General features: G+C 61.6%; 12 protein-coding genes. 8 read left to right on the top strand and 4 right to left on the bottom strand.

Annotation, left to right across the window (positions count from 1 at the left end):
* Positions 1–122 precede the first annotated feature (122 nt).
* Positions 123–1,001 carry an acyl-CoA dehydrogenase middle domain-containing protein gene (locus AB4N73_RS01475; protein WP_460142850.1) on the bottom strand — a complete coding sequence of 293 codons (879 nt, stop codon included), beginning with the start codon at positions 999–1,001 and terminating at the stop codon, positions 123–125.
* 153 nt (positions 1,002–1,154) lie between these two features.
* Here AB4N73_RS01475 and olsB point away from each other — a divergent pair, with 153 nt between their 5' ends.
* Both olsB and AB4N73_RS01465 read left to right on the top strand, forming a co-directional pair.
* Positions 1,155–1,910, top strand: coding sequence for an L-ornithine N(alpha)-acyltransferase (gene olsB, locus AB4N73_RS01470; RefSeq protein WP_016771324.1), 756 nt, complete (start codon positions 1,155–1,157; stop codon positions 1,908–1,910).
* Positions 1,910–2,704 (top strand): lysophospholipid acyltransferase family protein, encoded by a 795-nt coding sequence (locus tag AB4N73_RS01465; RefSeq protein ID WP_122691696.1) that lies wholly within the window; start codon positions 1,910–1,912, stop codon positions 2,702–2,704. Before olsB ends, AB4N73_RS01465 begins: the two co-directional genes overlap by 1 nt.
* A 106-nt stretch (positions 2,705–2,810) precedes the next feature.
* Here AB4N73_RS01465 and AB4N73_RS01460 read toward each other — a convergent pair whose 3' ends face one another.
* Positions 2,811–3,395, bottom strand: a complete 585-nt coding sequence (locus AB4N73_RS01460) for an acyl carrier protein phosphodiesterase (protein ID WP_256809478.1) — start codon at positions 3,393–3,395, stop codon at positions 2,811–2,813.
* Positions 3,396–3,563: 168 nt separating this feature from the next.
* On the opposite strand from AB4N73_RS01460, the gene AB4N73_RS01455 reads away from it, so the two are divergent.
* From AB4N73_RS01455 to AB4N73_RS01445, 3 genes are read left to right on the top strand one after another with little or no spacing between them, the layout of a single operon-like run.
* Positions 3,564–3,866, top strand: coding sequence for an ArsR/SmtB family transcription factor (locus AB4N73_RS01455; protein WP_016771327.1), 303 nt, complete (start codon positions 3,564–3,566; stop codon positions 3,864–3,866).
* Positions 3,867–3,900: 34 nt separating this feature from the next.
* Complete coding sequence (locus AB4N73_RS01450; RefSeq protein ID WP_016771328.1) at positions 3,901–5,067, top strand: MFS transporter; 1,167 nt, start codon at positions 3,901–3,903, stop codon at positions 5,065–5,067.
* 33 nt (positions 5,068–5,100) lie between these two features.
* A complete protein-coding gene (locus AB4N73_RS01445; protein WP_016771329.1) occupies positions 5,101–6,150 on the top strand; it encodes an alkene reductase in 1,050 nt (349 codons plus the stop codon).
* A 397-nt stretch (positions 6,151–6,547) separates the two neighbouring features.
* On the opposite strand, the gene emhR is transcribed toward AB4N73_RS01445, so the two are convergent.
* Positions 6,548–7,180 carry an efflux system transcriptional repressor EmhR gene (gene emhR, locus AB4N73_RS01440; RefSeq protein ID WP_460142849.1) on the bottom strand — a complete coding sequence of 211 codons (633 nt, stop codon included), beginning with the start codon at positions 7,178–7,180 and terminating at the stop codon, positions 6,548–6,550.
* A 266-nt stretch (positions 7,181–7,446) separates the two neighbouring features.
* Between emhR and emhA the strand changes: the two genes are divergently transcribed.
* Genes emhA through emhC form a run of 3 tightly spaced genes read left to right on the top strand, consistent with a single transcriptional unit; the run spans position 7,447 to position 13,229 of the window.
* Positions 7,447–8,604 (top strand): efflux RND transporter periplasmic adaptor subunit EmhA, encoded by a 1,158-nt coding sequence (gene emhA, locus AB4N73_RS01435; RefSeq protein ID WP_039762673.1) that lies wholly within the window; start codon positions 7,447–7,449, stop codon positions 8,602–8,604.
* Positions 8,605–8,607: 3 nt separating this feature from the next.
* Complete coding sequence (gene emhB, locus AB4N73_RS01430; protein ID WP_460142848.1) at positions 8,608–11,772, top strand: efflux RND transporter permease subunit EmhB; 3,165 nt, start codon at positions 8,608–8,610, stop codon at positions 11,770–11,772.
* The gene (gene emhC / locus AB4N73_RS01425; protein ID WP_024011945.1) at positions 11,769–13,229 is read left to right on the top strand and encodes an efflux RND transporter outer membrane subunit EmhC; all 1,461 of its coding nucleotides are present in this window, start codon (positions 11,769–11,771) and stop codon (positions 13,227–13,229) included. The genes emhB and emhC overlap by 4 nt, the downstream gene beginning before the upstream one ends.
* Positions 13,230–13,256: 27 nt before the next feature.
* Here emhC and AB4N73_RS01420 read toward each other — a convergent pair whose 3' ends face one another.
* Positions 13,257–13,478: a hypothetical protein gene (locus tag AB4N73_RS01420; protein ID WP_460142847.1), complete on the bottom strand. Its 222-nt coding sequence runs from the start codon at positions 13,476–13,478 to the stop codon at positions 13,257–13,259.
* Positions 13,479–13,519 lie beyond the last annotated feature (41 nt).

Here is a 13,519-nt window from a genome sequence, read left to right as displayed (position 1 = left end):
TTATGACAGATGTATGGTGATTTTGAGGCCGCCTTCGCGAGCAGGCTCGCTCCCACAGTTGATCGCATTTCAATTGAAGAATACCGTCCCTGTGGGAGCGAGCCTGCTCGCGAAGGGGCCGCTCAGGTCACCGCCAAAGCCTTGGCCAACCGCTTGGCCCTCGCCCCCGCCGCCAACTGCATCACGCCCTTGTCCCGCTGCCACATCTGCGCCCACTCCACCGGGCCATTGCCCAATGCCTGGTCCACCTCCCCCGCCAGCGCTTCAAACTGCGCAAACAACCCGCCCAGCAGCACATGCCAGGGCGGATTGTTCGGCGCTTGCCGGCTGGCCTCGGCGCACCCGGCCAGCAGCGCCAGCAAACGCAATTGCAGGGCCTGCGGCCAATTGCTGTCCTGGCCGATGCCGTACAGCCACGCGGTCATGGCGCTGAGCACGTAGACATCCTCAAGACTGCGAAACGGTTTGACGTAGGCGTCCCAGCCGTCGCCGGCGAGCAGTTCGCACAGGGCGCCGTCCAGATGCAGGCGACCGTGGCTGATGTCCGGCATCAACGGCAACGCCGGCAGTTTTTCCACCTTCACGCCGGGCTCGCCGGGATACACCACCGCCAGACTCAGGCGCGGTGTTTCGCCAGGCTCCTCACTGCGCGCAGCCACCAGTAACCAATCGGCGGCGTCGCCTGCGGTGACGAAATCCTTGCGCCCGCTCAGGCGCAAATCTTTCAGCCGCGTTTGCATGTCGGCCGGACGCAGGCTGCGTTGTTCGCTAGCGCACAAGGCGCCGAGGCTCAGCGGCGCGCTCGGCCACAACATGCGCAGCGCCGCCTGATAACCCACCAGAAACGCCAGCCCCGGCGTCGCCATCCGCCGCCCGCCGGCCACCGCCAATTCGAACGGCGTGACGTTGCCCAGCGTCTGCAACAACGTTGCAAAGCCCTCGGCCAGATCAGCTGCGGCGGGCAAGCGTTCACGGCGGTGCAGCAGATCTGTCCAGGGCATGGGCGCCTCCTCGTGGGCTGTCATATAAGCATCACCGAACGTTCATGGCGATGACACCGGGGCTACATAGCCTGACTTTGCACAACACGGCTGCATAAAGAAAGTCGATCGGCTGCAACCCACGACGGGTTAAAGGCCCGTACGGAGATTCACATGACGCAAATCGCCCGCATCAGCGACACCGGCAATGAACGCCGCCTGCAAGCCGAACGCCTGATCGGCGCCGAAGCCTTGCAGCAAGCCCAGGCCCTGCGCTTCGCCGTCTTCAGTGGCGAGTTCAACGCCAAACTGAAAGGCGCCGAACTGGGTCTGGACATGGATGATTATGATGTTCACTGCAGCCACATCGGCGTGCGTGATCTGAACACCGGGCGCCTGGTCGCCACCACGCGTCTGCTCGATCACACCGCCGCCAGCAGCCTCGGCAAGTTCTACAGCGAAGAAGAATTCAGCCTGCACGGCCTCGCCCATCTGCAAGGCCCGATCCTGGAAATCGGCCGCACCTGCGTCGATCCGGCGTACCGCAACGGCGGCACCATCGCCGTGCTCTGGGGCGAATTGGCCGAAGTGCTCAATCAGGGCGGCTACAGCTATCTGATGGGTTGCGCGAGCATCCCGATGCAGGACGGCGGCATTCAGGCCCACGCGATCATGCAGCGTCTGCGCGAGCGTTATCTGTGCACCGAACACTTGCGCGCCGAACCGAAAAATCCGCTGCCGACGCTGGATATCCCGTCCAACGTCATCGCCGAAATGCCGCCGCTGCTCAAGGCCTACATGCGCCTCGGGGCGAAGATCTGCGGCGAGCCGTGCTGGGACGAAGACTTCCAGGTGGCCGACGTGTTCATCCTGCTCAAGCGCGACGAACTCTGCCCGCGCTACGCCAAACACTTCAAGGCGGCGGTGTGATGAGCCGGTTGCGGGTGTACGCGCGAATCGCGCGAGTGCTGCTGGTGGTGACGCTGGGGCTGACCATGGCCAGCGTCTTCGGCGTGTTCGAGCGCATTGGTCTGGCGCACTCGATGGAGCGGCGTCAGCGCTGGTCGCGCTTCTTCATGGCGCGGCTGAGCAACGCCCTGCCGTTTCGCGTGAGCGTGCATGGCGAGCTGCCAAAACAGCCGATGCTGTGGGTCAGCAATCACGTGTCGTGGACCGACATTCCGCTGCTGGGCATGCTCACGCCGCTGTCGTTTCTGTCCAAAGCCGAAGTGCGCACCTGGCCGGTGGCCGGCTGGCTCGCGGCCAAGGCCGGCAGCCTGTTCATCCGCCGTGGGTCGGGCGACAGCCAGTTGATCCGCAAGCAGATGACCCGCCATCTGCAAACCGAACACGCGCTGCTGATGTTCCCCGAAGGCACCACCACCGATGGCCGTTCGCTGCGCACCTTTCATGGTCGCCTGCTGTCGGCGGCGATCGATTCCGAAGTGATGCTGCAACCGGTGGCGATTCGTTATCTGCGCGACGGCGAAATCGATACGCTGGCGCCGTTCATTGGTGACGATGATTTGCTCTCGCACCTGATGCGCCTGTTCAGCCATGACTGCGGCGATGTCGAGGTGCATCTGCTCAAGCCGATTGCCTGTCAGGGCCGCGAGCGCGCGGCGCTGGCGTTCGAAGCGCAGCAGGCGGTGCAGAAGGTGTTGTTTGGTGAGGTGGCGAAACCTGCCGAACCGCGTCGCGCAGGCGATTTGATCGCCGCCTGAAAATACAAATCCCCTGTGGGAGCGAGCCTGCTCGCGAATGCGACCTGTCAGTCGCCGAATATATTGACTGACAGGACGCCTTCGCGAGCAGGCTCGCTCCCACAATTCAGATTTTCGGTGGTCTCGTGTTTTGTGCGAAATCCTGCAATTGCGGGTAGAACAAGCTGAAGTCTTCACTCAACGGCTCATACAACCGCCGCAACTCCGCCATTGCCCCGGCCAATTCCTCCGGCCTGGTCAGCCGTCGCGAGATCCCGCGCAGCACCTGTTCCAGCACCTCAAATTCGCGATACGAGCCCAGCCAGTCGTTGGCGACCATGTGCGGGGCGATCTTCGCCAGCCGCTCCGGCAATTGCCGTTCGCGGGACAGCACCTGATAGACGTCTGCGGTGAACTGCTCCAGCGGTCGGTCGGCATACAGCGTCCAGTCCCGCGCCAGGCAATGATCGAAAAACACATCGAGGACGATTCCGGCATAACGCCGCCGCGTTTCGCTGAAGCGGCCCAGGGCAGTGTCCACCAGTGGATGCCGATCGGTGAACACGTCAATGCGCCGATGCAGCGCAATCGCCGCCTCCACTTCCGGGTCGAACTGGCCTTGCAGCCGACCTTTGACGAAGTCGCCATACAAGCTGCCGAGTAACTGACCGGGGCGCTGGCCGCCGAGATGCAAATGCGCGAGATAGTTCATGGGCGCAGCTTAGCACTGCGCTTGCTGCTCCAGCACCCTCGCATCGTTATAACCCGATATAGCGATTTATGCGCTCGTCAGACCGAATTCATATTGGTATATCGCGATCCAACGATTTAAAGTTCGCTCCATCGCGATATATCGCTACTGCCACTACGAGCCCAAGCCATGAACCTCGACCTCGACGAAATAATAAAAGCCCTGGCGCACCCAGTACGGCGAGACATCCTCAACTGGCTGAAAGACCCGAAAGGCGAATTCCCCGAGCAGTTGCACAACCACGAATACGGTATTTGCGCCGGGCAGATCGATCAACGTTGCGGCCTGTCGCAATCGACCGTGTCGGCACACCTGGCGACGTTGCAACGGGCCGGGCTGATCAGCAGCCAGAAGGCCGGGCAGTGGCATTTTTTCAAACGTAACGAGGACGTCATCCAGGCGTTTCTCAGCACCCTCAGTAAAGAGCTCTGACCCTTAACGTCAGCCAGCCGACAAGGAAACCTGCATGCCCCTTTCGCTTCTCATCCTCGCCCTGAGCGCCTTCGCCATCGGCACCACCGAGTTCGTCATCATGGGCCTGCTGCCCGACGTGGCGGCGGACCTCGGCGTGTCGATTCCCGGCGCCGGCTGGCTGGTCACCGGTTACGCCCTGGGCGTGGCCATCGGTGCACCGTTCATGGCGCTGGCCACCGCGAAGCTGCCGCGCAAGGCCGCGCTGGTGGCGTTGATGGGCATCTTCATTGTCGGCAACCTGCTCTGCGCCATCGCCAGCGACTACAACGTGCTGATGTTTGCCCGGGTAGTCACCGCGCTGTGTCACGGCGCGTTCTTCGGCATCGGCTCGGTAGTGGCGGCCAATCTGGTCGCGCCGAACAAACGTGCCTCGGCAGTAGCCTTGATGTTCACCGGTCTGACCCTGGCCAACGTACTTGGCGTACCGCTGGGCACCGCATTGGGTCAGGAAGCCGGCTGGCGTTCGACCTTCTGGGCAGTGACCGTCATCGGTGTGATCGCGCTGATCGGCCTGATCCGCTTTCTGCCGGCCAAGCGTGACGAAGAGAAACTCGACATGCGCGCCGAACTCGCCGCCCTCAAAGGCGCCGGCATCTGGCTGTCGCTGAGCATGACCGCGCTGTTCGCCGCCTCGGTCTTCACCCTGTTCACCTACGTCGCCCCACTGCTTGGCGAAGTCACCGGTGTGTCGCCACGTGGCGTGACCTGGACGCTGATGCTCATCGGCCTCGGTCTGACGGTCGGCAACATCATCGGCGGCAAACTCGCCGATAAAGGCATGGCCGCCACGCTGATCGGCGTGTTCATCGCCATGGCCGTGGTTTCCACGGTGCTGAGCTGGACCAGCGTCGCGCTGATCCCGACTGAAATCACTCTGTTCCTCTGGGCCACCGCGTGTTTCGCCGCTGTGCCGGCGCTGCAAGTCAACGTGGTGACCTTCGGCAAGGCTGCCCCGAACCTGGTTTCGACCCTGAACATCGGCGCTTTCAACGTCGGCAACGCCCTTGGCGCCTGGGTCGGCGGCAGCGTCATCGCCCACGGCTACGGCCTGACCAGCGTGCCACTGGCTGCCGCCGCGCTGGCTGTACTGGCCCTGCTGGTAACCCTGATTACCTTCCGCCAGAACGGCAATGCCGAGCTGGCCCCTGCTTCCAACTGATCAACTTCCTTTATTAAAGAGAGGCTTTTAGACATGGCGACTATTTTCGACCCGATCAAACTCGGCGACATCGAGCTGAACAACCGCATCATCATGGCCCCGCTGACCCGCTGCCGCGCCGACGAAGGCCGTGTGCCGAACGCGCTGATGGCCGAATACTACGTACAACGCGCCTCGGCCGGCCTGATCCTCAGCGAAGCCACTTCGGTAACGCCGATGGGCGTCGGCTACCCGGACACCCCGGGCATCTGGTCCAACGATCAAGTGCGTGGCTGGGCCAACGTGACCAAAGCGATTCACGGCGCCGGCGGCAAGATCTTCCTGCAACTGTGGCACGTCGGCCGCATATCTCACCCTTCGTACCTGAATGGTGAAGCACCGGTCGCGCCAAGCGCCATCCAGCCAAAGGGCCACGTCAGCCTGGTGCGCCCGCTGGCCGACTACCCAACGCCGCGCGCGCTGGAAACCGCTGAAATCGCCGACATCGTCGACGCCTATCGCACCGGTGCCGAGAACGCCAAGGCCGCCGGTTTCGACGGCGTGGAAATCCACGGCGCCAACGGCTACCTGCTCGACCAGTTCCTGCAAAGCAGCACCAACCAGCGCACCGACCAGTACGGCGGCTCGCTGGAAAACCGTGCGCGCCTGCTGCTGGAAGTGACCGACGCCGCGATCGAAGTCTGGGGCGCTGGCCGCGTTGGTGTGCACCTGGCACCGCGTGCCGATTCCCATGACATGGGCGATGACAATCTTGCCGAGACCTTCACCTACGTCGCCCGTGAACTGGGCAAGCGTGGCATCGCGTTCATCTGCTCGCGCGAAAAAGAAGGCGCCGACAGCCTCGGCCCGCAACTGAAAGAAGCTTTCGGTGGCCCGTACATCGCCAACGAGAAGTTCACCAAGGAAAGCGCCAACGAGTGGCTGGCCAGCGGTAAGGCAGACGCCGTAGCGTTCGGCGTGCCGTTCATTGCCAACCCGGACCTGCCGGCACGTTTGCAGGCTGATGCGCCGCTGAACGAGCCGCATCCAGAGACTTTCTACGGTAAAGGTCCGGTCGGCTACATCGACTATCCGACCTTGTAATCAGGCTGTAGCGCAGAAATGAAAAAGCCCCTGACTTTTGAGAGTCAGGGGCTTTTTGTTGTTCGGCTTCAGACTTGTTGCGTGGCACCCGGCGTAGCCCCTCATCGGAACGCCGCCCGCCCAGCCCTCTCCCGAGGGAGAGGGAGCCGATTGCTGTGCTTTTCAAACTTTGAGTTCGGCGGGATATTTCAGATCGGCCCAGCTTGGCCAAACAACCCGGTCGGTCCCCTCTCCCTGTGGGAGAGGGCTAGGGTGAGGGAAAAGCGGCGAAACACGGATTCACAAGAGCTACACAATTTCCCTACAAAATCTGCGACTCGCTACGATTAAACTCCCCGCCGCGATCATCAGCCATGGCGGCTGATTGACATCCTGCCGGGCCATTGCGCATTTTGTTTCATTTGCGCAGGCTTGGGCTCAGGCGCAGCATGTCCAGCCCGGTGTCGACCCAGCGTTCAGCCTCGGCGTGCAGTTCGAAGCTGTCCGAGGCCAGCAGCCAGCCGTACAGCAGGCCGTCGATGTAGGCATGAATGCTGATGGCCGCGCGGGCAGTGTCGAGATCTTCCGGCAACTGGCCGCGATTCACCGCATTACGCAAGGTCAGGCCGATGCGCAGATTGCAATCGAGACTGGCCGTCCGGCGCTGCTGGCGCAGATCGCACATTTCATCGGTGAACTCGCACTTATGAAACAGAATTTCGTTGATGCGCCGGGTTTTCGGGTCCAGTGCAACTTGATGAAACAAATGAATCAGCAACTGCCGCATGCAGCCCAGCGGGTCCGGTTCGTCCTCGCTTTCGCTGGCCTTGGCCAGTTCATCCAGCGGTTCGTGCAGGCTGTCGAGCATCGCCTGGACCAGATCGGCCTTGTTGCTGAAATGCCAGTAGATGGCGCCACGCGTTACGCCGGCGAGGGTCGCGATGTCCGCCAGGGTGGTGCGGGCAACCCCCCTTTCATAAAAGGCTTTCTCGGCCGCTTCCAGAATCTGGCTGCGGGTTTCCTGAGCTTCCTCTTTGGTACGACGGACCATGGCAGTAAAACCTCAAACAGGATGTTTCAGGGATGGCTGAATATCCGCTGAATAAAGAGGGGGCGATCTCTCGTGAATCGACTCCCCGGCCTACAATTTCAAACCTTGCGACGACTTTTGTATCAGGGTGGGTACGCGGCGCAGGTGTTTACAAACAACCATGAACGTAAGTATATTACTTAGCAAGCTACTTATCCACCCGGTGCCCGATTTTTACTCTTTCACACTTCTTGTGCGCTTCATGCGCGCCTGACCCGAGGATCTTCATGCAATTCAAGCCAGCTGTTACCGCTCTGGTCACTGCCGTCGCCCTGGCATCGCTGCTCAGCGGATGTAAAAAGGAAGAAGCGGCCCCTGCCGCTCCGCCCCCTCAGGTCGGCGTCGTCACCCTGCAACCACAAGCCTTTACCCTGACCTCGGAACTTCCGGGCCGCACCAGTGCGTTCCGCATCGCTGAAGTTCGCCCGCAGGTCAACGGCATCATTCTCAAGCGTCTGTTCAAGGAAGGCGCCGACGTCAAAGCCGGTCAGCAGCTTTATCAGATCGATCCGTCGGTCTATGAAGCGACGCTGAAAAGTGCCGAAGCCAACCTGCGTTCGACCAAGTCCATCTCCGACCGCTACAAGCAATTGGTCGATGAGCAAGCCGTAAGCCGTCAGGAATACGACACCGCATTGGCCAACCGCCTGCAATCGGAAGCGTCGCTTCAGACTGCGCAGATCAACGTGCGTTACACCAAGGTCTATGCGCCGATCTCCGGCCGTATCGGCCGTTCTTCGGTGACCGAAGGCGCACTGGTCAGCAATGGCCAGGCCGATGCAATGGCAGTGATTCAGCAGCTCGATCCGATCTACGTCGACGTGACCCAGTCGTCGGTGGAACTGCTGGAACTGCGCCGCGAACTGGAAAGCGGCCGTCTGCAGAAGGCTGGCGACAACGCCGCTGCGGTCAAGCTGACCCTGGAAGACGGCAGCCAGTACAAGCTCGACGGCAAGCTGGAATTCTCCGAAGTCTCGGTTGACCAGACCACCGGCTCGGTGACCCTGCGCGCCGTGTTCCCCAACCCCGATCACACCCTGCTGCCAGGCATGTTCGTCCACGCCCAGTTGCAGGCCGGCGTCAACAGCGCAGCGATCCTCGCGCCACAGCAAGGCGTGACCCGCGACCTCAAAGGCACCCCGACCGCACTGGTCGTCGGCGCCGACAACAAGGTCGAACTGCGTCAGCTCAAGGCCAGCCGCACCGTCGGCAGCCAGTGGCTGATCGAAGACGGCCTGAAAGCCGGCGATCGTCTGATCACCGAAGGGCTGCAGTACGTCAAACCGGGCGTCGAGGTCAAAGCGACCGAGGCGACTAACGTCGGCACCAAGAACCCGGCCCCCGCACAGGCAGCTGACAAAGCCGCCGGCGGCAAAGGGGAGTAACCCATGTCAAAATTCTTCATCGACCGTCCGATTTTCGCCTGGGTAATCGCCCTGGTGATCATGCTGGTCGGGGCACTTTCGATCCTGAAATTGCCGATCAACCAATACCCGAGCATTGCGCCACCGGCCATTGCTATCCAGGTGACCTACCCGGGTGCGTCCGCACAAACCGTGCAGGACACCGTGGTACAGGTCATCGAGCAACAGCTCAACGGTATCGACAACCTGCGTTATGTGTCGTCGGAAAGTAACTCCGACGGCAGCATGACCATCACCGCGACCTTCGAGCAAGGCACCAACTCCGACACCGCGCAGGTCCAGGTTCAGAACAAGCTGAACCTGGCCACCCTGCTGCTGCCGCAGGAAGTGCAGCAACAGGGTATCCGCGTGACCAAGGCAGTGAAGAACTTCCTGCTGGTGATCGGCGTGGTTTCGCGTGACGGCAGCATGAGCAAGGACGACCTGTCCAACTACATCGTGTCGAACATGCAGGACCCGATCTCGCGCACCGCCGGTGTCGGTGACTTCCAGGTCTTCGGTGCGCAGTACGCGATGCGTATCTGGCTTGACCCGGCCAAGTTGAACAACTTCAACCTGACCCCGGTCGACGTGAAGAACGCCATTGCTGCGCAGAACGTCCAGGTGTCGTCCGGTCAGCTCGGTGGCTTGCCTGCCGTGCAGGGCCAGCAACTGAACGCGACGATCATCGGCAAGACCCGTCTGCAGACCGCTGAGCAGTTCAAGGAAATCCTGCTCAAGGTCAACAAGGACGGCTCGCAAGTTCGCCTCAAAGACGTGGCTGAAGTCGGCCTCGGCGGCGAGAACTACGCGATCAGCGCCCAGTTCAACGGCAGCCCGGCTTCCGGTCTGGCGGTGAAACTGGCCAACGGCGCCAACGCCCTCGATACCGCCAAAGCGCTGCGCAACACTATCGACAGCCTCAAGCCGTTCTTCCCGCAAGGCATGGAAGTGGTGTTCCCGTACGACACCACCCCGGTGGTGACCGAGTCGATCAAAGGCGTGGTGCACACTCTGGTCGAAGCGATCGCGCTGGTGTTCCTGGTGATGTTCCTGTTCCTGCAGAACTTCCGCGCCACCGTCATCACCACGATGACCGTGCCGGTGGTACTGCTCGGTACGTTCGGCATCCTCGCCGCCGCCGGTTTCAGCATCAACACCCTGACCATGTTCGGCATGGTGCTGGCCATCGGTCTGCTGGTGGACGATGCCATCGTCGTGGTGGAAAACGTCGAGCGGGTGATGAGCGAAGAAGGCTTGTCACCGAAGGAAGCGACGAAGAAATCCATGGGCCAGATCCAGGGCGCACTGGTCGGTATCGCCCTCGTACTCTCGGCGGTACTGCTGCCGATGGCATTCTTCAGCGGCTCCACTGGTGTGATCTACAAGCAGTTCTCGATCACCATCGTTTCGGCGATGGCCCTGTCGGTGCTGGTTGCCCTGATCTTCACCCCGGCGCTGTGCGCGACCATGCTCAAGCCGATTCCGAAAGGCGAGCACGGTACTCCGAAGAAAGGTTTCTTCGGCTGGTTCAACCGTAACTTTGACCGTGGCGTGCGCAGCTACGAGCGCGGCGTCGGCAATATGCTGACCCGCAAGGCGCCGTACCTGCTGGCGTATCTGCTGATCGTCGTCGGCATGATCTGGCTGTTCACCCGCATCCCGACCGCGTTCCTGCCGGAAGAAGACCAGGGCGTACTGTTCGCCCAAGTGCAGACCCCGGCCGGTTCCAGTGCCCAGCGCACGCAGGTGGTCGTGGATGAAATGCGTGAGTACCTGCTGCGTCCGAACAAGGACGGTGGTGAAGCGGACGCGGTGGCTTCGGTGTTCACCGTGACCGGCTTCAACTTCGCCGGCCGTGGGCAGAGCTCGGGTATGGCGTTCATCATGCTCAAACCGTGGGGCGAACGTAACGCCGACAACAGCGTGTTCAAGCTCGCCGCGCGTGCCCAGCAACACTTCTTCAGTTTCCGTGACGCGATGGTGTTTGCCTTCGCCCCGCCAGCGGTTCTGGAATTGGGTAACGCCACCGGTTTCGACGTGTTCCTGCAAGACCGCGCCGGTATCGGTCACGAAAAACTGATGGAAGCGCGTAACCAGTTCCTCGGCATGGCGGCGCAAAGCAAGGTGCTGACCCAGGTGCGTCCGAACGGCCTGAACGATGAGCCGCAGTTCCAGCTGGAAATCGACGACGAGAAGGCCAGTGCCCTCGGCATCACCATCAGCGACATCAACAACACCCTGTCGATCGCGTTGGGCAGTAGCTACGTCAACGACTTCATCGACCGTGGTCGGGTGAAGAAGGTGTATGTGCAGGGCCAGCCGGACTCGCGCATGAGCCCCGAAGACCTGAAGAAGTGGTACGTGCGTAACGCCGAAGGCACCATGGTTCCGTTCTCGGCGTTCGCCAAGGGCGAGTGGGTCTACGGTTCGCCGAAGCTGGCGCGCTACAACGGTGTGGAAGCGGTCGAGGTACTCGGGGCTCCGGCGCCGGGCTACTCCACCGGTGAAGCGATGGCTGAAGTCGAAGCGATTGCCAAGAAGCTGCCGGCCGGTGTCGGTATCTCCTGGACCGGTCTGTCCTACGAGGAACGTCTGTCCGGCTCGCAAGCGCCAGCGCTGTACGCCCTGTCGCTGCTGATGGTGTTCCTGTGTCTGGCGGCGCTGTATGAGAGCTGGTCGATTCCGATCGCGGTCATGCTCGTGGTACCGCTGGGGATCATCGGTGCACTGATGGCTACCAGCCTGCGCGGTCTGTCCAACGACGTGTACTTCCAGGTGGGCTTGTTGACGACCATCGGTCTGGCGGCTAAAAACGCCATTCTGATCGTCGAATTCGCCAAGGAACTGCATGAACAGGGACGCAGCCTGCGCGAGGCGGCAATCGAAGCCTGCCGCATGCGTCTGCGCCCGATCATCATGACCTCGCTGGCCTTCGTTCTCGGTGTTGTGCCGCTGGCGATTTCCACCGGCGCCGGTTCAGGCAGTCAGCACGCGATCGGTACCGGCGTGATTGGCGGTATGCTCACGGCCACGATCCTGGCGATCTTCTGGGTCCCACTGTTCTTCGTTACTGTGTCGTCCATCGGTCAGCGTAAAAAGACCGACGCGGATGAGACTACTGAAACTCCTAAAGAGGCTGGCCAATGAGCAAGTCGCTACTCTCCATCGCAGTCGCCGCCTTCGTGCTGAGCGGTTGCTCGCTGATACCTGACTATCAGCAGCCTGAGGCTCCGGTCGCAGGTCAGTACCCGCAGGGGCCGGCATATTCGCCGGCCCAGGCTCCGGCGCAAGCCGCTGCCGAACAGGGCTGGAAGCAGTTTTTCCATGACCCTGCCCTGCAACAGCTGATCCAGGTCGCCTTGGAAAACAACCGCGACCTGCGTGTCGCGGCGCTGAACATCGACGCTTACGCGGCGCAGTACCGCATCCAGCGCGCAGACCTGTTCCCGGCAGTTTCGGCCAATGCCGCCGGCAGCCGCCAGCGTCTGCCGGCCCGTGCCTCGCAGACCGGCGAGTCGATGATCAGCAGCTCCTACTCGGCTACCGTCGGCGTCAGCGCCTACGAACTCGACCTGTTCGGTCGGGTGCGCAGCCTGAGCGAGCAAGCGTTGCAACAGTACTTCGCTACCGAAGAAGCACGCCGCAGTACGCAGATCAGTCTGGTCGCCAACGTCGCCAATGCCTACCTGACCTGGCAAGCGGACAAGGAACTGCTCAAGCTGACGCAGGACACCCTCGGTGCCTTCGAAGAAAGCTACAAGCTGACCAGCCGCAGCAACGAAGTCGGTGTGGCTTCGGCGCTGGACCTGGCGCAATCGCGCACTTCCGTGGAAAACGCCCGGGCACAATTGGCGCGTTATACCCGCCAGGTCGCGCAGGACGAAAACAGCCTGACCCTGCTGCTCGGCACCGGTATCCCGGCCAATCTGCAAGCCGCCAAACCGCTGTCTGATGATCTGCTCAGCGACGTACCGGCCGGTCTGCCTTCGGACCTGCTGCAACGTCGTCCGGACATCCTCCAGGCCGAGTACAACCTGAAGGCGGCCAACGCTAACATCGGCGCGGCGCGGGCAGCGTTCTTCCCGAGCATCAGCCTGACCGCCAACGCGGGCAGCCTGAGCCCGGATCTGTCCGGTCTGTTCAAGGGTGGCTCGGGGACGTGGCTGTTCCAGCCGCAGATCAACCTGCCGATCTTCAACGCCGGCAGCCTGCGCGCCAGCCTCGACTACGCCAAGATCCAGAAGGACATTGGCGTGGCGAACTACGAGAAGTCCATTCAAACGGCCTTCCAGGAAGTCGCCGACGGCCTGGCCGCGCGCCAGACCTACACCGAGCAGTTGCAAGCGCAGCGTGACTTCGTGCAGGCCAACCAGGATTACTACCGCTTGGCCGAACGTCGCTATCGCATCGGCGTCGACAGCAACCTGACCTTCCTCGATGCCCAGCGTCAGTTGTTCAGCGCACAACAAGCGCTGATCACCGACCGCCTCGCGCAGTTGACCAGTGCGGTCAACCTGTACAAGGCCCTGGGTGGTGGCTGGAATGCGCAGACCGCGCAGAACGAAGCGCTGAAAGAAGAAGCGCCGAAGATGAAGCTGTTCTGATCCTCGGCTGAATACATCAAGCCCACCTTATTGGTGGGCTTTTTGTTTTTTGAAGATCAAAAGATCGCAGCCTTCGGCAGCTCCTACATTTGAAATGCGTTGCCCTGCAGGAGCTGCCGAAGGCTGCGATCTTTTGATCTTCAATGCTGTTCGATAATCGCCCAAAACCCGCTTTTCCCAATTGAATCCAAACATCCGCCCCCCGCACCATTCGCTCCACAAAACCAATAACAACAGGTTCGACACCATGCTCCCGCGCCCTGCCCCGTCCGGCTGATTGCCATCGTTTC

It is taken from the genome of Pseudomonas sp. S3_B08 (genome assembly GCF_054667725.1).
This window is presented reverse-complemented; position numbering and strand designations above follow the sequence as displayed.

Coding starts and splice junctions, on each gene's coding strand:
- AB4N73_RS01475 (WP_460142850.1), bottom strand. CDS start 1,001: ATGCCCTGGACAGATCTGCTGCACCGCCGTGAACGCTTGCCCGCCGCA.
- olsB (WP_016771324.1), top strand. CDS start 1,155: ATGACGCAAATCGCCCGCATCAGCGACACCGGCAATGAACGCCGCCTG.
- AB4N73_RS01465 (WP_122691696.1), top strand. CDS start 1,910: ATGAGCCGGTTGCGGGTGTACGCGCGAATCGCGCGAGTGCTGCTGGTG.
- AB4N73_RS01460 (WP_256809478.1), bottom strand. CDS start 3,395: ATGAACTATCTCGCGCATTTGCATCTCGGCGGCCAGCGCCCCGGTCAG.
- AB4N73_RS01455 (WP_016771327.1), top strand. CDS start 3,564: ATGAACCTCGACCTCGACGAAATAATAAAAGCCCTGGCGCACCCAGTA.
- AB4N73_RS01450 (WP_016771328.1), top strand. CDS start 3,901: ATGCCCCTTTCGCTTCTCATCCTCGCCCTGAGCGCCTTCGCCATCGGC.
- AB4N73_RS01445 (WP_016771329.1), top strand. CDS start 5,101: ATGGCGACTATTTTCGACCCGATCAAACTCGGCGACATCGAGCTGAAC.
- emhR (WP_460142849.1), bottom strand. CDS start 7,180: ATGGTCCGTCGTACCAAAGAGGAAGCTCAGGAAACCCGCAGCCAGATT.
- emhA (WP_039762673.1), top strand. CDS start 7,447: ATGCAATTCAAGCCAGCTGTTACCGCTCTGGTCACTGCCGTCGCCCTG.
- emhB (WP_460142848.1), top strand. CDS start 8,608: ATGTCAAAATTCTTCATCGACCGTCCGATTTTCGCCTGGGTAATCGCC.
- emhC (WP_024011945.1), top strand. CDS start 11,769: ATGAGCAAGTCGCTACTCTCCATCGCAGTCGCCGCCTTCGTGCTGAGC.
- AB4N73_RS01420 (WP_460142847.1), bottom strand. CDS start 13,478: ATGGTGTCGAACCTGTTGTTATTGGTTTTGTGGAGCGAATGGTGCGGG.